Source organism: Mariniflexile sp. HMF6888, from assembly GCF_044335535.1.
In the GTDB taxonomy this organism is placed as follows: domain Bacteria; phylum Bacteroidota; class Bacteroidia; order Flavobacteriales; family Flavobacteriaceae; genus Mariniflexile.
In genome coordinates this window covers 126003-147424 of the sequence record NZ_JBIQVZ010000005.1, presented here as the reverse complement: position 1 = coordinate 147424, position 21422 = coordinate 126003, and the positions used below count along the sequence as shown (strand labels likewise).

General features: G+C 33.4%; 19 protein-coding genes and 1 pseudogene. 2 read left to right on the top strand and 18 right to left on the bottom strand.

Annotated elements, in window-relative coordinates; all coding sequences use genetic code 11:
- Positions 1-216 precede the first annotated feature (216 nt).
- The 11 genes and pseudogenes from ACGLWY_RS12875 to ACGLWY_RS12825 all read right to left on the bottom strand — a co-directional run bounded on the left by ACGLWY_RS12875 (position 217) and on the right by ACGLWY_RS12825 (position 11433).
- Positions 217-1095: a pseudouridine synthase gene (locus ACGLWY_RS12875; protein ID WP_396620074.1), complete on the bottom strand. Its 879-nt coding sequence runs from the start codon at positions 1093-1095 to the stop codon at positions 217-219.
- Positions 1096-1157: 62 nt separating this feature from the next.
- Positions 1158-2063 (bottom strand): geranylgeranylglycerol-phosphate geranylgeranyltransferase, encoded by a 906-nt coding sequence (locus tag ACGLWY_RS12870; protein ID WP_396620231.1) that lies wholly within the window; start codon positions 2061-2063, stop codon positions 1158-1160.
- Positions 2064-2115: 52 nt separating this feature from the next.
- Positions 2116-3045, bottom strand: a complete 930-nt coding sequence (locus ACGLWY_RS12865) for a mevalonate kinase (RefSeq protein ID WP_396620073.1) — start codon at positions 3043-3045, stop codon at positions 2116-2118.
- A 73-nt stretch (positions 3046-3118) separates the two neighbouring features.
- Positions 3119-3424, bottom strand: a pseudogene (locus ACGLWY_RS12860) (four helix bundle protein).
- A 14-nt stretch (positions 3425-3438) separates the two neighbouring features.
- A complete protein-coding gene (locus ACGLWY_RS12855; RefSeq protein WP_396620072.1) occupies positions 3439-4554 on the bottom strand; it encodes a diphosphomevalonate/mevalonate 3,5-bisphosphate decarboxylase family protein in 1116 nt (371 codons plus the stop codon).
- Position 4555: 1 nt separating this feature from the next.
- Entirely contained in the window at positions 4556-5092 is a 537-nt protein-coding gene (locus ACGLWY_RS12850) for a DUF1697 domain-containing protein (protein WP_396620071.1), read from the bottom strand.
- Between the two features lies 1 nt (position 5093).
- The gene (locus tag ACGLWY_RS12845; RefSeq protein ID WP_396620070.1) at positions 5094-5363 is read right to left on the bottom strand and encodes a type II toxin-antitoxin system RelE/ParE family toxin; all 270 of its coding nucleotides are present in this window, start codon (positions 5361-5363) and stop codon (positions 5094-5096) included.
- Entirely contained in the window at positions 5353-5598 is a 246-nt protein-coding gene (locus tag ACGLWY_RS12840) for a hypothetical protein (protein WP_396620069.1), read from the bottom strand. Before ACGLWY_RS12840 ends, ACGLWY_RS12845 begins: the two co-directional genes overlap by 11 nt.
- A 60-nt stretch (positions 5599-5658) precedes the next feature.
- The gene (locus tag ACGLWY_RS12835) at positions 5659-6870 is read right to left on the bottom strand and encodes an NAD(P)/FAD-dependent oxidoreductase (RefSeq protein ID WP_396620068.1); all 1212 of its coding nucleotides are present in this window, start codon (positions 6868-6870) and stop codon (positions 5659-5661) included.
- The gene (locus tag ACGLWY_RS12830; RefSeq protein WP_396620067.1) at positions 6867-7553 is read right to left on the bottom strand and encodes a glycerophosphodiester phosphodiesterase; all 687 of its coding nucleotides are present in this window, start codon (positions 7551-7553) and stop codon (positions 6867-6869) included. Before ACGLWY_RS12830 ends, ACGLWY_RS12835 begins: the two co-directional genes overlap by 4 nt.
- Before the next feature lie 202 nt (positions 7554-7755).
- Entirely contained in the window at positions 7756-11433 is a 3678-nt protein-coding gene (locus ACGLWY_RS12825) for a metallophosphoesterase (protein WP_396620066.1), read from the bottom strand.
- Between the two features lie 311 nt (positions 11434-11744).
- Between ACGLWY_RS12825 and ACGLWY_RS12820 the strand changes: the two genes are divergently transcribed.
- Positions 11745-12941, top strand: coding sequence for a Pycsar system effector family protein (locus ACGLWY_RS12820; RefSeq protein WP_396620065.1), 1197 nt, complete (start codon positions 11745-11747; stop codon positions 12939-12941).
- Here the strand turns inward: ACGLWY_RS12820 and ACGLWY_RS12815 are convergent.
- The 7 genes from ACGLWY_RS12815 to msrB all read right to left on the bottom strand — a co-directional run bounded on the left by ACGLWY_RS12815 (position 12938) and on the right by msrB (position 20443).
- Positions 12938-15310 (bottom strand): GAF domain-containing protein, encoded by a 2373-nt coding sequence (locus tag ACGLWY_RS12815; protein ID WP_396620064.1) that lies wholly within the window; start codon positions 15308-15310, stop codon positions 12938-12940. The genes ACGLWY_RS12820 and ACGLWY_RS12815 overlap by 4 nt on opposite strands.
- Before the next feature lie 112 nt (positions 15311-15422).
- Positions 15423-16289 carry an acyl-CoA thioesterase gene (locus tag ACGLWY_RS12810; RefSeq protein WP_396620063.1) on the bottom strand — a complete coding sequence of 289 codons (867 nt, stop codon included), beginning with the start codon at positions 16287-16289 and terminating at the stop codon, positions 15423-15425.
- Positions 16290-16342: 53 nt separating this feature from the next.
- Positions 16343-16858 carry a peptide-methionine (S)-S-oxide reductase gene (locus tag ACGLWY_RS12805; protein WP_396620230.1) on the bottom strand — a complete coding sequence of 172 codons (516 nt, stop codon included), beginning with the start codon at positions 16856-16858 and terminating at the stop codon, positions 16343-16345.
- On the bottom strand, positions 16849-17793 hold the full coding sequence (locus tag ACGLWY_RS12800; RefSeq protein ID WP_396620062.1) for an aldo/keto reductase: 945 nt from the start codon (positions 17791-17793) through the stop codon (positions 16849-16851). Before ACGLWY_RS12800 ends, ACGLWY_RS12805 begins: the two co-directional genes overlap by 10 nt.
- Positions 17794-17821: 28 nt before the next feature.
- Positions 17822-19384 carry a YdiU family protein gene (locus ACGLWY_RS12795; RefSeq protein WP_396620229.1) on the bottom strand — a complete coding sequence of 521 codons (1563 nt, stop codon included), beginning with the start codon at positions 19382-19384 and terminating at the stop codon, positions 17822-17824.
- Complete coding sequence (gene msrA / locus ACGLWY_RS12790; protein WP_396620061.1) at positions 19384-19923, bottom strand: peptide-methionine (S)-S-oxide reductase MsrA; 540 nt, start codon at positions 19921-19923, stop codon at positions 19384-19386. Before msrA ends, ACGLWY_RS12795 begins: the two co-directional genes overlap by 1 nt.
- Before the next feature lie 76 nt (positions 19924-19999).
- Positions 20000-20443, bottom strand: coding sequence for a peptide-methionine (R)-S-oxide reductase MsrB (gene msrB / locus ACGLWY_RS12785; protein ID WP_396620060.1), 444 nt, complete (start codon positions 20441-20443; stop codon positions 20000-20002).
- Between the two features lie 471 nt (positions 20444-20914).
- On the opposite strand from msrB, the gene ACGLWY_RS12780 reads away from it, so the two are divergent.
- A complete protein-coding gene (locus ACGLWY_RS12780) occupies positions 20915-21337 on the top strand; it encodes a hypothetical protein (protein ID WP_396620059.1) in 423 nt (140 codons plus the stop codon).
- The last annotated feature ends 85 nt before the right edge of the window (positions 21338-21422 follow it).

Below are 21422 nucleotides of genomic sequence, written 5' to 3'. Positions count from 1 at the left end.
TTCCCCATAAGGGTTCAGACTTGAAATTTATCTTGAGCGTTATCGAAAATGAAAATGTGGTTTTATTTGAAGATATAAGCGTGGCTTACGAAAGGTTACACTCTTTTTGCTCATACCTCACAAAAAGGGTTTCCACTCCAAAAACAAAGCATTCACAAATTCAATTGTTTAAAAACATCAAGCAACGGTAATCCCTAACCAAAAAACCGCGTTAATCTAAAGCATTTTCAGGTTGTTTAATTCCTGTTCGGTAAGGTGTTTCCAATGTCCACGCGGAATATCTTTTTTGGTAAGCGGGCCTATGGCAACACAATCCAAATTAACGATTTCGTATTTAAAATAATCAAAAATGGTACGGATTAATGTATTGCCTGTATTTTTAATTTTTAAACCTATTTCATTTTTCGACGCTCCGTCAATGTAACTAATCTCCTCAACAGCAATAAGCTTGCCTTCAATTTTAAAACCAGCTTGAATTGTTTTTAAGTCTTCAAGCTTTAAATTTTTGTCTAATTCTATATGAAATAAACGAGGCACTCCATTTTTAGAATTGGTGAATTTTGCCGCAATAACATCATCATTTGTAAACAATAACAACCCTTTTGAGTTCCTGCCCAAACGTCCAATAGGTTTTATTCTAGATGTCGTGGCATTAGCAACTAAATCCATAACCGTTCTGCCTTTGCCTTCACTGGTTGTAGTTGCAAATCCTTTAGGTTTGTTAAGTAAAACGTATGCTTTTTTCTCTGGATTAATACGGGCACCATCATAACGCACTTCGTCTTCAAGCTTCACTTTATAACCCATTTCCGTAATTACCTTACCATTAACCGTTACCAAACCAGTTGCAATATGTACATCGGCCTCTCTACGGGAGCACATACCAGAATTAGCAACATACTTATTCAATCTAATCTCGTCTGGATTTGATGTTTTTTTAGATGGCGGATTTACATTTTTTACAGGTGCATTTCCTCTGGCAAAGCTCTTACTTTTTGAAACACTGCCACCTCTGTTTGCATTTTTTCCATTTCCATTTTGCTGTCCTCTGCCTGAAGGTTTCCCTTTTCCACTTGTTCCTTGTGTCCTACTCATCACTTTAATTTTTTGCAAAGATACTTCTAAAATTTACGATTTACGATTTTTGATTTACGATTTTATAAAATCCTGTTAAGCAACAAATTAATATCTATTAATAAAATGCTAAAGACACCCAAAACAATAATAAATTTTAAAATACTGTGCCCTAGCAAGTAGTGTAATTTGGTTTTGGATTTCCATAGCAACACTAAAAACACCAACAACAGTACAATACTTAAGTAAAAATATATGTACATATAACCAATTTCAAATTTAAACAATAAAAGATAAGTAGGAATTAGCGTTAATATAGCCAACACCGTAAGCATACGTTTTGAAACCACTTCCCCATAAACAACAGGGATGGTATGGTAATTCTGAGTTAAATCACCTGTAATATTTTCTAAATCTTTCGTGAGTTCTCGCATCGAAATAAGTAAAAACAAGAAAATGGCATGTACAAAAATGACGGTTTCGAAATTTTTGTAATACATAAAAATGGCAAAAAATGGCATGATGGTTAAAATAGCCGATGTTAAATTACCAATAAAAGGTAGCTTTTTTAATTTATGTGAATAAAACCAAATAGCAAAAATATAAATAGAAAAGAAAACTACAGCCCTAAAAGACACATAGCTCACCATGATAACCGCTAAAAAATTTAAAACAAAATAAAAAGATAGCTTCGTGTTTTGACTTACCAGCTTATCTAATTTAGATTTAATAGGACGATTAATTAAATCTTTCTCAGAATCATAAAAATTATTGATAATATAACCCCCAGCAATAGTAGCTGCAGATGCCAAAACCAACAAAAACAAATTAACATCCAAAACCACTTGCCTTAATGGTTTATCGTGCGCCAAAATATAAATAGATGCCAAATATTGCGCTATTATTATAACAAGAATATTATAGCCTCTAATTACAGAAAACATGCTAAAAAACTTAAGTAGTATGTGCTTTTGTTTTCTATTAAACAAGTTCATAAAATATTTATCAGGAATTCTTCGACAAACTCAGAATGTAAGCTGATTAAAAATTATAAACCACTTCTAGTTTATAATCCTTTAACGCATGTTTTGCCTTATCTATATCTTCAGTAAATCCTAAGATATAACCGCCGCCACCAGAACCACAAAGCTTTAAATAGTATTCGTTGGTTTCAATGCCTTTTTTCCAAAGTTCATGAAATTGAACAGGAATCATCGGTTTAAAATTATTTAACACGACTTTTGATAATCGCTTCGTGTTTTTAAACAACGATTTTATATCACCTTTCAAGAAATCATCCACACAGGCATCGGTATGTTTTATAAACTGGTCTTTAAGCATATTACGAAACCCTTCTTGCTTCATATTTTCCATAAAAATACTTACCATTGGAGCCGTTTCCCCAATAATACCGCTATCCAACAAAAACACCGCGCCTTTTCCATCTACTTTTTGTGAAGGAATGCCAGTAGCTTCAATATTATCTTTTGAATTTATAAGAATTGGAATACTCAAATAACTATTTAAAGGATCTAAACCAGACGATTTACCATGGAAAAAAGATTCCATTTCAGAAAAAATGGCTTTTAAAGTCAATAATTTTTCACGCGTTAAATTCTCTAAAACCGTTATCTTGTTGTGTGCATAATTATAGTAAATAGCTGCAACTAAGGCGCCACTACTACCAACACCATAACCTTGGGGAATAGACGAATCAAAATACATACCTGCATCTACATCACTCTTTAAAGCATCCATATCGAAAGTTACCAATTCAGGATTAATCTTCTCTAAATAGACAACAAAACGTTTTAAACTTTCGTTAGATTTTAAAGTAGCTTCCGATGGGTTTTTGGCTGTTTTTAAAGCACCGTTATAAAAATTATAAGGAATTGATAATCCTTTAGAATCTTTAATGATTCCGTACTCACCGAAGAGTAGAATTTTAGAATAAAATAATGGTCCTTTCACTTAATTTAATTAAAAGTTAATAATTATTCTTTAGATGTTTTTATGATACTTATAAGAAGTTTTGAAATTTCTTTTATATTAATATATTAACTTGAATACTAATATACTCCGAATTATTCAAATAACTTGTTTCTTTAAGCAAATCCAACCAATACTCAGTTTCGTTAGCTTCTTTTAAAACAATGGCTACTTATGAATAAATAACTTTACTCTCAGCATGCTCAACTTCACTAACATTAACACCAATTGATGTTCCTGAACGCAATAATTGTTTTGAAATAACAAACTTCTTTTTATCTTCAACCAAAAACTTATACAAATTTACAACTCTAATAGCAAATTGATAACTTTTAGTTCTAATAATATTTTTACCCTTCATTGGCAATTATCAATTTACATTGTTAATTGTTTCGCTCCAAAACCAATTTGGTCGCAAATATAATGACCGTTTTGACAATATGCAACTAATTCATTTTTAATGAATTCCAAAATTTTAAATGACTCCTTCTTTGGATATAACACGTGTACGTTTGCTCCAGCATCTAAAGTAAAACTGATGTGTAAACCAGTTTTTTGTCTAAACTCCCATATTTTATTAATTATTGTCAGGGTGTTTGGTTTCATTAAAATAAAATAGGGCATACTGGTCATCATCATAGCATGCAGTGTTAATGCTTCACCTTCAATCAAAGCTATAAAAGCGTTTAAATCTCCCGATTCTAAAATAGATTTTAATTTTTCAAGATTATCATGTGCTTGTTGAAACCTGTTTTTTGCATAAGGATGGTTGTACATTAAATTATGTCCAACTGTACTACTTACTAGCTTCTCCCCTTTATCAACCAATAAAATGGTGTCTTGATACCCTTTAAAATTTTCATGAACTTGATAAGGATATTTTACCCCGAATAAATCACTACTTCCTTCAATAGCATCGGTTTGTCCCCAAATAATCAAATCGCCTTCCATACTTCTACAGGCAGACCCGGAGCCTAAACGTGCTAAAAAGGATGCTTTTTGATTGAAATAATTTTCATCTAAAGACCTTTCGACTGTGCTCAAGGCGGCATCTGCTTGAATTAATTGTTTTTCAACACTCATTAAACACAACGCTAATGCGCTCATCCCACTTGCCGATGATGCAATTCCTGAACTATGAGGAAAGGTGTTTTTCGTTTCTATTTTAAATTTATAATATCTTAAAAAAGGTAAATAAAGTTCAACACGCTCAAAAAAAGTTTGGATTTTTGGCTTAAAATCATCTTTCTTTTCACCTTCTAGAAACACATCAAATTCAAAATCAGAAGCATTTTCTTTTTTTGAAAAAGTTAACGTTGTAATCGTTTTACAATTATTTAGAGTAAAACTTATGGATGGGTTTTCAGGGATTTGATCTTTCTTTTTGCCCCAATATTTTACCAACGCAATGTTACTAGGCGATTCCCAAGTTACCTTTCCGCTTTCAACTGTATTTGAATATGCCTTAGGAATAAATTGTTGTTCTGTCATTCTAATTTAAATCTGAAGACAAAGATAATAGTTTTAACATGGTTTTGAAGTTTCTTGCGGTTCCTGTAACTTTTAACTTCCGTTCATAAGTGTTCATATTAAACTTTGTGCGTCCGTAACCCGTTGAGGAATAAAAATAAAGACAGTCATTTTTAATGACAACTTCTTCATTTTCATAAACCATTTCTTGAGTTTTCTCAATGGCATGTTCATTAGGAATGTCACTTAAAAGTATAAAATAACTATTCTCTTTCTTTTCTTCTGAAAAAGGACACGTATCAAAAATTGCTTGCAACTCATTATTGGTTTTTACTATTACTGAAACTTCAAAACCAAAATGACTATGTATAAGTTTTTGAATTTCTGTTTCTAATTCGGACGCCTTTTTTGAAGATTGAAAAATAACATTCCCACTCTGAATATAAGTTTGAACGTTTTGAAAACCTGCATTTGTTAACAAATCACGTAATTCTGACATGGGCACTTTTTTGTGTCCGCCAACATTGATACCTCTTAAAAGTGCGATGTAAGTTTGCATGTTAAAAGTCTTGTTTCTGATTAAGAATCCTCAAAATGCGAACTTCCATATCTAAAACTACATAATGAATAGCGTAGTTAAATTTATCAAATTGATGAATTCTTACCTGTTTGTATCGAAATTGTCTAGATAAAGGCATTGCTTCTAAAAAAGTTATTTGATCACTAAAATCTTTTAAAAATGGTTCCAGCAAACCTTTGGCTTTAAAATAGCATGTGGCTATATCTATTTCCCTGGATGCTTCTGGCGAAATAATGATTTTAAATGCCATACTTCTTCTTGATATCTTCAATAGGAATAAAATCGATGTCGCCTCTTTCCATCCTATCCAACATAGTATCCATCATCGTTTTATATTCCTCCGAAGGTTCACTATATCGCATAGCGGTGTTTTCCAAAGTATATTCAATATAATTTTTTAGTGAGCGTTTTTGTAGTTTCGCTTGATTTTCAAGAATTTCAATAGCTTTATCATCTAACTCTATTAATTTTTTTGTTTTTCCCATGATGCAAAAAAGTATATATATCAAATATATACATTAAATATATATTATGCAATATAAAAATTATTCTGAAATTGATCTAGCAGCAATATATGCCCCTGTCCATGCATTTTGAAAATTAAAACCTCCTGTTATGGCATCTACATTAATCACTTCGCCTGCAAAATAAAGATTTTTATGAAGTTTACTTTCATAGGTTTTAAAATTGATTTCTTTTAATTCGACGCCACCAGCAGTAACAAATTCTTCTTTAAACGTGCTTTTTCCATCCACCTGAAAAATGGCTTGCGTAAGTTGTGATGCTAAATTTTCTAACTGGCTTTTATTTAAATCTGCCCAACGGGTTTCTTGATTCATATTAGACGCCAATACCAATTTTTGCCACAAACGTTTTGCCAAGTCAAACTGAGTTGATTTGATCACTGTTTTTTTAGCTAAATCGTGTTTTAGTGTTTTTAAAACATCTAAGCAATCTTCAAACGATTGTTTTATAAAATTAACTTCAATTTGAAATTTATAGTCTCGTTTTGCTAATTCTATGGCGCCGAAAGCTGATAACTTTAAAATGGCTGGTGCGCTCATCCCAACATGTGTCACAAGTAATGGACCATCGCTCCATAAATCGGTTCCTAAAACTTTAACCTCGACATGTTGCGCTACAACTCCGGGAATATCCTTGATACGTTCGTCTTTAATGTCAAATGTAAATAATGAAGGAACAGGTTGTGAAATACGATGTCCCAAGCCCTCTAAAAGATTCCAGATTTTAGTATTACTGCCTGTTGCTATTAATAATTTTTTAGTTGAAAAATCACCTAGGGATGTATCCAATTTCCAAAGATCCCCTTCCTTTTCAATGGTTTTTACAGAATGATTGTATAAGACCTCAACCTTATGTTTTTTGGCTTCATTTAAAAAACAGTCAATAATAGTTTGTGACGTATTTGACACTGGAAACATTCTACCATCTTCTTCAATCTTCAATGCAACGCCTCGCTTTTCAAACCACTCTATGGTATCGCCCGTCATAAATTGATGAAAAGGTCCTAACAATTCCTTTTTGCCACGTGGATAATTCTTTATTAGTTCTTGGGGAATAAATTCGGCATGCGTTACATTACATCTTCCGCCTCCAGACACTTTTACTTTTTGCAAGCCTTCTTTTCCACGTTCAAGAATCACTACTTTTAAGTGTGGATTTTGTTCTGCAATGTTAATAGCTGCAAAAAAACCTGCAGCACCACCACCAACAATAATCACATCTTTTTCGATCATAGTCTCTCAGGGAAGTCTGAAATAATAGCATCTACCCCATAAGATTTGATGCGTTTTATGGGTTTTAGGTTGTTTACCGTAAAAGTGAATACTTTAAAATCTTCCCTTAATTTTTCGACAATCTCTTGGGTTAACATGGTGTAATCGGGATGAATGGAAACCGCATTTATGGTTTTTGCAAAATTTACAGCTTCATCCAAATTAGTATCGGTAATCACTCCTAAAGGAATGTTTGGGTTTGTTTTATGAACCATTTCCAATAGATTCGTTTGAAAACTGGAAACTATAATATTTTTATATTCCCAACCTTTTTTCTCAACAAAAAAAGTGATTAATCGACTTGCTTCTTCAGCCGTATCATGCCCTTTCAGTTCTATATTCAACAAACATTTATTGTTTACAAAAGTTAAAACTTCAGACAAGGTTGGTATTTGGCAGTGTCCTTTAACCTCAACGCGCTTTAATTGGTTCAATGTATATTTTGAAACCTCTCCAGACGTATTCGTCATTCTGTCTAATGTAAAGTCATGAAACACCACTAACTGCCCCGATGCACATCTATGTACATCTATTTCAATACCATCGACCCCTAAACTCAAAGCTTTTTTAATAGATTCTAAAGTGTTTTCGGCTAAATGCCCTTTAGCTCCTCGATGACCTATGCGTAATATGTTTTTATCCACTCTATTATTCTTATTAAAAATATTTTGACAAATTTAACATTAATAAAGTGGTTTTTAATGCATAAGTAATTAATCTTAATAGTGAAGTGATTTAAACTTTTCACAATGGGCTAAAAATGGTCTTTTTTGTCCATAAACCAGCTACCCAGGCTTAAATTTTCATTTCAATCAGAAAAGTTTCAACGAGTTCAATATAAAACTATCAAAAACCAAATCCTAATTTAAATGCTAGAAGCAACCCATCATGACTATGAAATGCCGAAAAATTTCCAGTAATCATATTTGCTGCATTAACAAAAATACCACCGCCTACAGAGGTATTCCACCTATCGGAATCATTATCTTTAATCCAAACCCGACCATAATCGGCGCCACCATACAAGCCAATATTTAGCGGTAATAGTCCTGTTTTTACTTTACGCAAATTTAAACGTAAGTCGGTACTTTGCACAAATGCACTTTTACCTGTAAAACGTTCATTTCTATAACCTCTTAACCCATTATTTGCACCAATATTTGCTGCTTGATAAAACTCGAAATCGTCGCCTAAATTGATTTGCACTTTAAGTTTGCTAGCCAAAACCAGTTGACCACTCGGTAATAATTTATAATCAAAAGCAAATTCTGGGATGATATAACCAAACCCTTTAGAGGTATCAACATTATTTTTATATCCTGCTTCAAAAGCGACCATCATCCCTAAGGTAGGAAAGGCTTCATTATCGGAATTTGAATACTGATACTTCGTCTGAATGCCATAAAAACTATTACTAACTTCTATTATGTCGTTTAATACCAGATTGATGAAGCGTCCTTCAGTTTCTTCAACTTCATTATGCTCATAAGATACTCCAACTTCAAAACTAGCACCAAAACGCCCTCGCCAAATTAAAGAGGGTGCCACTTTAAACAACCTAATTTTTACACGGTTATAATCTAAACCGACGTCTAAACCATCATTCTCATCTGCTTCATAATTTGGTGTTTCATTTCCAAAACCAAAGAAATTCATTGCAAAATTAGGGCTTGTAAAATGTGCTTTCAAACCTAGATTCATATTGCCAACCACATTAGCAAACTCTCCTTTATAATGTAAATCGAAACCTTCTGTAGCAAAATAATAAGCTCCAGAAAGTGTGTGTTGTGACGTAAACGGGTTGCGATCGAAACCATATTTAGTAAACGTATTTAATAGTCCTATTTTAAAACCATCATCTGGATTAGCGCCTATCGTTGGAATGAACTGATTGGTGTTGCTTTTTAATTTTTTATAATCGTACACATTGGTTTCGTAATCATCGGTTAATTTCACGATGCCGTTGGTCGTTTTAAATGTATTTTCTTTGGATTTGTAATCGTAGATTTTAACTTTTTTTCCGTTTAAAATATTATAGGTATCATTGTTTTGGCCACCAATCAACCGTATTTTGATAAGCTTATCTCCTTCACCTGAAACATTAAAAACATCGTCATCGTCCAACCCATACACCCAAATTTCCTTGGTATCATTACAATGATAAGTTCGTTGATGAAACACAACTGCCTTTTCTCCTTTTTTAATACGATATGCAGTCACTTTTGTATTGCCATTTGGCAGGCGTTCAATGTCAAACCAATCGTCTTTATCGGTCCCTTTTACAATACCAAACTTGTTTATATGTTTGTAATAAGCGTCCGAAATTTTTTGAAGATTACTTCGCCTTCCTTGAAGTTTTAATTTGATATCTTGAATGGTTTCGTCCTGCACTTCCTTTGGAAAATTGGCAAATGCTTCGTCAATAACGGCATCCGTTAAATTATCTACTATTTGTTTTACTTGCGCATTCCAAACCTTACAATCTGACTGGTTAATCAACGCCATATCCAACGGATAAGGTTCCAAATTAAACCACTTTGGGTTCTTTAAATCCTCATCATAAGATTTCATTAATCGCAATCCAGGAATTACCGAGGTGGCAAAACCCAACAACACACCATCTGCCATTTTAGAAAATACTTGATCTCTATCTCGGGGAACAGGTCGGTACATTGTTTTTCCTTTTTCTTTGAATTCGGCCCAACGCCATTGGTCTTCGTGCCTATCCCAATCGCCAATAAGCATATCAAACAAACGTGCTCGAATATAAGCTGCTTCGTCCAAAACAAAATCTTCATCTTTATTAATCTTTTTCAACAAATCATCGGTACTAATCATAGTATTCGAAAACCCAAAACTTGCTTTATCACCATGTTCATCATCGGTCCGTTCTTCAATCATATATAACTCATCACCAAACTCGTCGTTAAAAGCACCTATTGCTTTTTGTTTTGGCACATAATACAGCACAGGATTTGTATGGTAAACACCTACTGCATCGGCTAAAGTGCCGACCACAAATGGTGCATACGGGTGTGAGCCTGTAAAAACATCTTGTAGCAAGCCCTCGGTGTAAGTATCTTCAAACTCGCCTTCAATATATTGATCTTTAAAAGCTACTGCTTGCAAATACTGAATGGCATTTTTCCGAAGGGCGCGCATAACATATTCCCTACCTTGCTTGTCTTTTAATCGCAGTGATTTAGATTGGTGTCCACCGCCTTTTCTAACAGGAGTTAAGCCACCAAAAAGCGTATCTAAATCTACTATTGGCGCTTTAACTTCTGTGCCGTAATAGTCTCGAAAACGTTCTCCCCAAATCGTTTTATATACACCTCCTTTAGTGATTTCTTCTTTTTTATAAATAGATGCTATTTTTTCCTTTGGAAATGATGCTGGATAATTAATAGTTTCTCCTTTCTTATCTTTTGAAAGCACATCTGTTTGAAACACCACTTTACCATCTTCAGCCGAAAAGAAACGAACTTGGGAAGAACCATCTGTATAAACATCCAATATGGCATAACCAGGTGTTGCATAAGAAAATTGCCCTTTACCCACATTTCGAGTGGCTGAAATTTTAGATCCTGAACCACTTATAATTTGTGGTATATTATCTTGAAATATATACTGTAGGTTGTGATCATGACCTGATATAAAAATAACCTTATCATTTTCTTGAGATAGCGTAATGATGCGTTTTCTAAAGGCATTGTACAGCTTATTTTGCACATCAACCGTTGTAACTCCACCTGTTTTTCTTATGAGATTTTTTAGTGTTCCAAGTACTGGAAATGGTTTTAAATGGCTTGAAAATGGATACTGCCCACCATGCGAACCATTCGTAAACATAGGATGGTGCACGGCTATTAAAGTTGTTTTTCCTTGTGCTTTTTTAATTTCGCCTTCAAGTTCATCAAAAAACTTGGTTCTGGTTTTTATGTCACAATCATCATTAATGGTTGGATAGTTATCCCAATCGGCTAAATACCATTCAGAATCTATAATAATTAGAACAATCTCATCTGAAATGTCTACTTTTTCAATTGGGCAACCGTTTTCGGGCAAAAAGGTGTTTTTGCCTAATTTATCTTCAATAAAATCTTCTTGTCGTTTTAAACCTTTAATACCGGAATACCAGTCGTGATTTCCAGGAATAAAAATGGTTTTTCCTTTAAAATTTTCAACCGCTTCCGTTTGTACATTCAATTGATGTTCTGCAAAGACCCTATTTTGATCCTTTTTTTTTGGTAAGCCTTTCGGATATACATTATCACCTAAAAAAATAGCCGTACTTTGTTCTGTAGCTTTGCTTAGTGCATTCTTAAATGCTTCCAATGCTTTTGAAGAAGTGCCTAAAGGTGAATTTCCAGCATCACCAATTAAGTAAAATGAGTAGGCAATATCTTTTTGGAATGATTTTTTTTCCCAATTTGAGTCCTTATACTGTGGATTATAAGTAGCACAAGCATTAAAAAATATAACGGCGATAAAAATGGCAATTATTCTTACTTGAAAAATCATTTGGTCAGTTTTATATTTTTCATAAAGATAGATTATCGCTAACTATCTTAAAATTCGTTTAGACAAAATTAATGTTTTTGTTAGCATCACTTCATTCAGTAGACATCATTTAAACCACCTTACAAAACTAAATTTATTAAAAATAAGAAAGCATTACGTAAATTTACGACAAATAAACACGAATGTTTAACATCGAATTCATCTTGATTTTTCAATTGGCTGCAAAATTTTTATTTTTCGCTTCAATCAAAAAAGTCAAGATGAGTTCATTCATTAAAGTTTAGTATTTTTACTTTAAATCGTAATCTCTTATGGACAATCTTATTGCTGAAGTCGAAAAACACGTTATTCATTTATTAAATGAAAAACTAAGCAGCCACTATATTTACCACAATTTGGCACATACACAACTTGTCGTTGAAAAGGTTAAGGAGTTATCCGATTTATCAAATTTAGGTAATTATGAAAAGGAAATATTGGTATTAGCTGCTTGGCTTCATGATACGGGTTATACTGAAGGCATAGAAAAACACGAAGAGAAAAGCGTTTCTATTGCTGAAGATTTTTTAAAGAACCAAAATGCTTCTGAAGAGACTATCAAAGCTGTTAAGGATTTAATTTTAGCCACAGTAATGGGATACGAACCCAAAAACATAAGCGAGAAAATTATTCGTGATGCCGATTTTGCCCATATTGGAAGTAAAGATTTTGGAGATGCCACAGAATTACTTAGAAAAGAGTGGGAACTTGCTTGCGATAAAACTTTGACGGATGCTGAATGGTTAGAAGAAAACATTCATTTTTTAACTAACAACCATCAGTTTTATTCTGAAGCAGCTTCAATAAATTGGACTGCAACGAAAACAAAAAATTTATCGCGATTATTAAAACTTCAAAATAAAATAAAACAAGACTCTGTTAAACTCAAACAAAAGAAAACAGAATTAAGTTTTAAAAAGAACAAAGCCGAATTGCCCGAACGCGGTATAGAAACTATGTTTAGAGTCACTTTAAGAAATCACATCACTTTAAGCAACATTGCCGATACTAAAGCTAATATTCTCCTATCGGTAAATGCCATAATTGTGTCGCTGGTGTTATCAAATTTAGTTTCTAAATTAGATAATGCCTCAAACAAATACCTGATTATACCAACAATTATTTTTGTACTCTTTACGGTAGCTTCTATTATTTTGTCCATTTTAGCGACACGTCCTAATATTACCAGCGGAAAGTTTACAAAAGAAGACGTTGCCAATAAAAAAGTAAATTTATTGTTCTTTGGAAATTTCCACAAAATGAGTCTGGCAGATTTTGAGTGGGCTATGGGCGAAATGATGATAGATAGAGATTATTTATACTCTTCTATGAAAAAGGATTTATATTTTCTTGGATTGGTTTTAGATAAAAAATACAAAATACTTAGATTAACCTATAGCGTATTCATGATCGGTATTATTATAAGCGTTATTGCTTTTAGCGTGGCATTTAAGCTTAATGTACGCTAAGCTTTAATTTCCCTAATTAAATCGTCGTAGGTATAAAATGCTTTGTCTTTTTTGTCTTTGTGGTACAATAAACTAACGCGAATCGCTTTCAATCCAGTTACTGCTTGCAAATCCTGCAATTCAACAATTTCTACATCATCATCTAAATAATTTTTCGATTGTAAAAATTTAATATAGCGTAAGTATTCTTGTTCGTCTTGTTTTTGGGAATAAATAATACTTATTTTTCCTTTTTGGGTTACACGCTCTTGGGTTCCTTTTATAAATGCTTTATCAACACGTTTTTTTACAATTTCGTACCGCGCATTATAAGTACCATCTACATCAAACTGCTTTTCATCCATTCTAAAACTAATGGATAATGGCTGATTAAATACTAAAATCATGGAAGCCACATCTAAACCAATAGGAAAAGTAGGCTGCATTTGGTAATAAGCATTTTCCATTTCGCACATCACCTGCAGTTGCCACAATCTTAAATTATATAAATAAATAGGGTTGAAACTTTCTTCTTTTGTAATAGCCTCACCTATATACATATTGTGTTCTACGCCATCTGTTTTAAAACGTTCAAAATAGTGCGGATACATTTTTTGCGCATCTTCTTGTTTTTTATCTAGTAATGAAGCCATTTTTTTGTTGATACTAGAAATTGTACTATCGTAGTTTTCTCTATGCTTATAAAAAGCACCAACCTTAGCATCAATTGATTCTTTATATGTATTGATAATGGCATGCAATACTTCAAATTTTGTTAGATGTTCTAATAAGGGATTGATGTCATGTTTTAAAAATCCTGTAATTTGTTGTTCGCTATCTACCTGGAAGTGGGTATCTAATCCTTCTAAATAATTATCTATTTGAAATATAAACTGCTCATATATGGGGAATTGCTCTTCTTTAAAAGCTTCATTCAGAATGGTTTTTACTTCATTAAGCTGCAACATTAAATCTTGCTGCGTTGCCCAATTTCTTGCTTCAGAAGATCCTTTGATATCAATTTGTCCATATAATGGATAAATATCCTCAAACGAAATTTTATTAAATACCGCTTGATTGCCGTTAAATTGTTCTTTAATAAAGTTTTTTGCTTCTTTTTCGAATTTCCAATGCACACTCGGATGAATAGATGTACATTCTTGCTGAATGACAGCTTCAATTAAATTCTCCTCTTCCCTTTTTGAGCGTAAAACTGCAGACACAATATATGGCATCACATCATTTAACTTATTGGCATTGATGCTATTCAAAACTTTGGGTTCAGATGAAACGATTTCTAATATCCCTAGTAAATCATCGCCATCTGCAATGGGTGCTAAAATAACGCTTTTAATGCCTTGGTTTTTAAAAGTCGCCAACTGCGGGGCCTGTCCTTGAGAACGCTCGTATAACCTATCTACATCGGACACCGCATAAAATTTCTTCTCCTTTAGTAATTTATCATAAGAACCATGACATAAAGCTTGCTTACACGGTTTTGGCTGATCGCTATTAATTAAAAAACTGCTATTGCCCATACCAAGAACAGGTTCAAAAAGACCTTCTTCCTTGTTGTATACCGAAAAACCTACCTTAATGTTTTTGATACCTAAAAGCGATTGAAATGTTTTATGAAAGTTTTCTATAAAATCTTCATCGGCACATTCTTCATCTATAATAAGATTAGATTTGATGTTCGAAATAGATTGATCGTCTGTAACATCAAAAATGTTTGATATTACAAAACCTTTGAACAAATAACTATTGGGTGGGAATTTTTCTTTCCAAAGTGCGATGTTACCAAAATTATCCAACAACTCATCATAATCTTCTTGGGTAATTTTTTTAGCACTTTCGGTTGGTGTTATTTCACAAAAATCGGCATTATATAAAATCTTATAATATCGTAAAATGCCATTCTCATCAGGAATTTCATAAAAAAATGGGCGTTTTAAATTTAAATTATAGCCATAGCAGAAATTTAAAATAACTATACAGGTGACAATATACGTATCATCTTCTGGCATGTTTTTAATTTGCAAGACAAAATCATCTCCAGCATTTTTGATAATATTTTTAAAACGGTTGGACGTATTGAATACTATATTTTGAAATGGTATGGATGCCGTTTTAATTTCGTTATTAGTTAAAACAGGACTAAAAGTATCCTGCAGAATAACTTCTATAGGTTTTTTATAAGTTTCCAGCAACGATAACTCTGTAAACCCCACTCTTAATTCGGGGTAGGGTTTTTGAATTTCCAGAATTCGCTTAACTTTGGCTGCAACAAACTCGTCATCGCTATTAGCAAGCGTCTCGTAAGTTTTAAGAAGTTTATTAAAACTTATTTTAAAAATCATTGGCGATTCAAGATGCTCGTATAGGTCCATGCCTTTAAGTTTAAGAATTGTAAAAATACAAATTAATTCAGTTAGTCTTAAACACTTTTAATTAATTACAAAATGTCAATATTATTAAATTAAACTCGTTTGAACGAGTTCATTACTTAATAATTGGTCGCATTAAACCTTCTTGAGCTACCGAAGCTATCAATTTCCCTTCTCTGGTAAATATATTTCCTCGTGCAAAACCCCGGGCATTGGAAGCGCTTGGAGATTCCATGGAGTACAACAACCAATCATCAAAATCAAAATCTCTAAAATACCACATAGAATGGTCTAAACTTGCTGTTTGCGTATTGCCCCAATGCGCTTTACTGGCATGTGGGTAAAGTACCGAACTTAAAATATTATAATCTGAAATATAAGTTAATATTTGCTGTTTTGTAGCTAAATCCAAGTTCTTTGCGTCACCTTTCAATTTAAACCATACATCGCTAAATGGCGGCAAGTCTTTTTTATCCAAAGGGTTCACTATCTCGGTTGGTTTAAATTCAACAGGACGCTCAATTTCAAAAAAAGCTTTAAGGCTTTTTGGTAAATAATCTCCAAATTGCTGAAGAATATCTGTCCAACCCAACAAATTTTCAGGTTGTTTTAAACCAGGCTTCATCACTATTTGATGATCATAACCTGCCTCCTTTTTATGAAATGATGCCGATAATATAAAAATGGTTCTTTCCTTTTGATGCGCAGTAACCCGACGTACTGAAAAACTACCACCATCCCTTACAATACTTACGTTATAGGTAATGGGCAACTCTAAATTACCAGCTTCCAAAAAATAGGAATGCATCGAGTGCAATACTCTATGGTTGGTAATGGTTCTGCTGGCGGCATTTATAGCTTGCGCCAATACCTGACCGCCAAAAACAATGGGACTACCAATAGTTTTACTTACGCCATTAAATTCAGTGTTGCTAATCTTTTCTAAGACTAATAGACTTAATAAATCGTTTACAGTGGTCATATAAATATTTTAATTCATTAGATCGGTTTTTAAAAATAATAAATCACCTGCTTTTACGCTACCAAATGTTTTAACTTTTCCATATTGGTTTGTTTAAAAAATCGTTCCAATAATAGTCTTAACTTCGGATTGATAAACGTTTCACAAAAGGGTTTTTCAGGATTCTTTATATAATAATTTTGAATGTCGTCTCTAGATGCTTTAAAGGATTGAAACGGATATACTTTGGTTATTAATTTGTTATCAAATTCCTTTTGAAAATTATTTATAATGGTTTTTGATTGCTGATTTTGTGCTTCTGAAAACGTATAAATTGCTGAACGATATTTTGTTCGCATGGAATGATTGCTCATACTTTTATGTGTATGCAAATGAATTTCGACGAGCGTTTCTAATGAAATTATTTCAGGCTTAAAATGAACAATCACAGCTTCTGAAAACGAGGCTTTTTCATCAACAGATGCGACATAACCTTGCTCTACTTTTTCAACACCTAGCAACGATTGAAAAACAGCTTCTGTACACCAATGGCACCCGCCTCCTAATGCTATTTTAGAAATTAATTCCATTGTAATTGCTTGCGTTCGTTCCAATAAGCTAAGGGTTCAACACCAAAATTTCTTAATAAAGCCATGTCTTCTTCATTTAAAACAATCGTGTTCGCTTTTGAATTTTCCTGTAACTGATTAACTGTACTTGCTCCGCTTAAAACCATACTATCAGGAATTGTTGCATTGCAAAACTGTAAAGCAACAGCATCTACCCCAACACCATATTTATATGACAAATTTTCAAGTGTACTATATAAATCATGATATGTTGGAAAGTTTTTATTTCTAAAAATCCTACCGTTTGCCAACGCTTCTTTAACAATTAATTGCTTCCCCTCTTGTTTTAATTGAGCACTAATACTTAAAATACTTTGGTCTAAAATATTATAAGTACTCTGAAAGGTATCGAACAAAGATCGACCATCAACAAATACTCCTAAAGCCTTTTTAATAACCTCAACTTGATTATCGCCTGTTGTTGAAATTCCAATTTTTATGTCGTGTTCCCTTTTCAAATAAGCCAATTGATTTAAAACTTCGGTATTTTCCAAAATTCCCGTTTCTAAAGTTGCCGAATGAATTTGATAGGTGGTTAAAAAAGGCAATAGCTTTTTAGATACTTGCCATTGCTCTTTTAATTTAGAAATACTATGCTCTTTCACTTCGTGAATTATAGCATTTTTATCAAAATTGGCAGTGTAGGTATACCCCCATTTTGTTCCTACTTGAATCCTTTTATCATTTTTGCTTGCCAACCAATCTATCAGTAATGTTTCCGCAAGTCCATAACCCGGTGCGGTATCGAAATAACGAACCCCTAAATTATAAGCAGCATCCAATACCTTAAACCCATTGGCTTTAAGCTCATTGACGTCACTTTTCGCTACGGTATTGGTTCTTACATTAATATAATGTGGCCTCCCAATAGCCGCCATTCCTAATCCTAAATTCACTATTGTTTTTTTACTGAATAAAACTTATTTACGAACTACACGATAACATGGAGCAACCTATTTTATGTCTTGCCCAATCGGGACGCTTTGCAAACCATTTTTCATATTTAGGCTGTTCGTTATATGGTTTTTTAAGCATTTTAAATAATTCATCAATTAACTTATAGTCACCTTTATCGGCATCATCAATAGCTAATTGTGCCATATAATTCCGGAGCACATATTTTGGGTTAACCAAATTCATTTTTTCTTTTCGTTCTTTGGAATTTGTTTGCTCTTGTCCCAAACGTTCGGCATATCGCTGAAACCACGTTTCCCATTTTTGTTGGACTTCCTCGGTTATTTCTGTTGGAATATAAAAAGCTTCTTTAACGACTTCCAATCCTTCGGAAGCTTTTTCAATATTAAAATCACTTAATTTCCTAAAGAAGATGGTCATATCGGTTTCTGTGAGCAATAAATTATCTTCCAAATCTTGAACTAATGAGGTATCAAAAACATCTTCAGTTTCCAACCCTAATTTAGAACGCATCATTTCTAAAGACTTCACTTCGAAATCTGCTTTATACTGGTCTAAAATACGTTCAAGTGCTTCTGCATCTTCAATTAAAGGAAAGAGTGCATTTGCTAATTTATATAAATTCCACAACCCAATGTTTGGTTGATTACCATAACGATAGCGTTTATGTTGGCGATCGGTCGTGTTGGGCGTCCATCCAAAATCGAAGCCTTCCAACCAGCCGTAAGGACCATAATCTATGGTCAAACCAAGAATGGACATATTATCGGTATTCATCACACCATGTACAAAACCAACCCGTTGCCAGTGAATAATCATATCCAAAGTCCGTTGCATCACTTCCTTAAAAAAAGCCAAGTATGTTTCTTTTGAAGATTCACCTAAATCTCTAAAGAAGTGCTTAATTGTATAATCTACCAGCGTTTTTAAAGTATTGAAATCTTGTCGAGCAGCAAAAATTTCGTAGTTGCCAAAACGTAAAAAGGATGGTGCCACTCTGCAAACAATCGCCCCTTTTTCATATTCTGGATTACCATTATACATGACATCCCGCAAAACGGCATCACCCGACAATGCCAACGATAAAGCTCTGGTTGTTGGCACACCCAAATAGTGCATGGCTTCGCTACACAAATATTCTCTAATTGATGAACGCAATACCGCCAGCCCATCGGCAGTTCGGGAATAAGGTGTTTCCCCTGCGCCTTTTAATTGAAGTGCCCAACGGCTATTGTTATGTTCAATTTCTAATAAATTAATAGCTCGCCCATCCCCCAATTGTCCCGCCCAATTTCCAAATTGATGCCCACCATAGCACATGGCATAAGGCACAGTCTTTGGTAAAATTGCGTTCCCTGTAAATACTTCTAAAAATTCCTTAGTTTGTGAATCTTCTTTTGAAAGTCCTAAATTTTCCAACATTTCGGGCGACACGTGAAGCAATTCCGGTTTTGTAGTTTGCTTTGGATTCACATAAGAAAAACAAGCTTTTTCAACCTGTCTTCTTGTATTTTCAAGATTAGGGTCTGAGGGTAACTCTTTATTAAATGTATCTTTTATATTTAGGTTCATCATTTTAATCTATCTCCGTATAATTTTCTAAGTTTCACCAATTTTGGCGAAATCACAAAACTACAATAACCCTGTTCTTTATTGTTGCTATAATAATTTTGATGATAATCTTCGGCTTCATAAAATATTTCCAAAGGACTTATTTCGGTAACTATTGGATTATCATAATAGTCAGCCACTTTTTTTATGACAGTTTCAGCTATTTGCTTTTGCGCTTCGTCATGATAATAAATAACCGAACGGTATTGTGTACCAACATCAGCTCCTTGTTTATTCATCGTTGTAGGATCGTGGGTGGTCATAAAAATAAACAGGATATCTTCATAAGAAATAATATTCGCATCAAACGATATTTGAACCACTTCGGCATGCCCTGTTAATCCAGAACAAATTTCGCGATATGTTGGATGCCCAGGCACATCGCCTCCCGAATATCCCGACACCACTTTTTCAACACCTTTTAGTTCTTGGAAAACTGCTTCTGTACACCAAAAACAACCGCCACCGACTGTTGCTACTTGTAAATTTTTGTTTGTCATTATATTACCCTTCCGTCTTTCAACTTAAAAAAGTTGAAATCAACCTTCCCTCAAATTAAGGGAAGGAATTAATTGTTTATTTTTCTAATACCATGGATTCTGAGTTGATGCAATACCTCAATCCGCTAGGTTCTGGTCCATCTGGAAATACATGACCTAAGTGGGCATCACAGGTATTACACATAACCTCAACACGAACCATACCGTAGGCGGTATCTCTTTCGTACTTAATAGCATTTGATTTTATGGGTTGTGTAAAACTGGGCCAACCCGTACCAGAACTAAATTTTATAGTAGAATCGAACAATGGCGTGTTACAACACACACAATTGTATTGCCCTTCATCATAAATACTACAAAGAGCACCACTATGCGGAGGTTCTGTACCTTTTTGCCTTGTAATTCTAAATTGTTCTGGGGTTAATATTTCCTTCCATTCATCCTCTGTCTTTTCAACACGTTTGTCTGGCGTTGGGTTTCCTTTTACGGAGAAATTTATAACATCTTTCCATGTTAGCATAGCAATGTTCCCTTTCTTTTTAAATTATTTTCAATGTGCTTTTTCAATCACAAATAAGTCGGAAATTATTAAAAAAACTTTCATTTTTTATTTGCTACGACCAGTTAGAATAAGAACACATCTATAAATCTACAACAAATAATTTACTTCAGATGATTTCCAAATACTTCAATCCTCTATTTTAAATGAAACACCAAACTATTTAGAGACTGTTTAAGTTTTATCCTTTGGCTCTTTTATGTGTCTTTTTCCGCCATACTTCAGCTATTTTTCGGTTCGTAGCTATGGCTATGAACCTCAAAATATCTTCGTCTGACGAAAAAATACCCTATAAAACATTCCAAAAACAAAATTTAAACAGTCACTTAAAAAACGCAATAATTTAAAAATATACAAATATTTAACTAAAAAACAGATGATATAATAATTTTCGCTACCTTTATTTAAATATAACCAACCAAAACTAATATTATGTTTTCAAAATCAAATTTAATTTCTACGCTAGTTACCACGCTTTGGGGCTTTTTTGGAGGATGGCTAATTTGGGGAATCATTGGAGACCCTATACTTAAAGAACATATTTCAACCGATGGCTTGATGAAAGAGATGCCTGATATGCCACTTTTGGCATTAGGCTGTTTAATTGTAGCATTTGCATTTTCTACGATGTACTCTAAATGGGCCAATAACACACATAGTGTATCTATTGGTGCTAACTTTGGAATATGGCTAGGCATTTTAATTGGCTTGGGTGATGGCTTGATAGATAACGCTACAGCTAATATTATTGATTTATCTGGAACGCTTATAAACGCGGTTCTTTATATGGTTCATTTCGCTATCATGGGCATTTTAGCTAGTTTAGTTTATAGCAAATTTGGCTCTGGGAATTAGATTCATTTTAAAATTCTGACTGATTCAATTATATCCAACAAAAAAGCTGTTGCGTAAACATACGCAACAGCTTTTTTGTTTTACC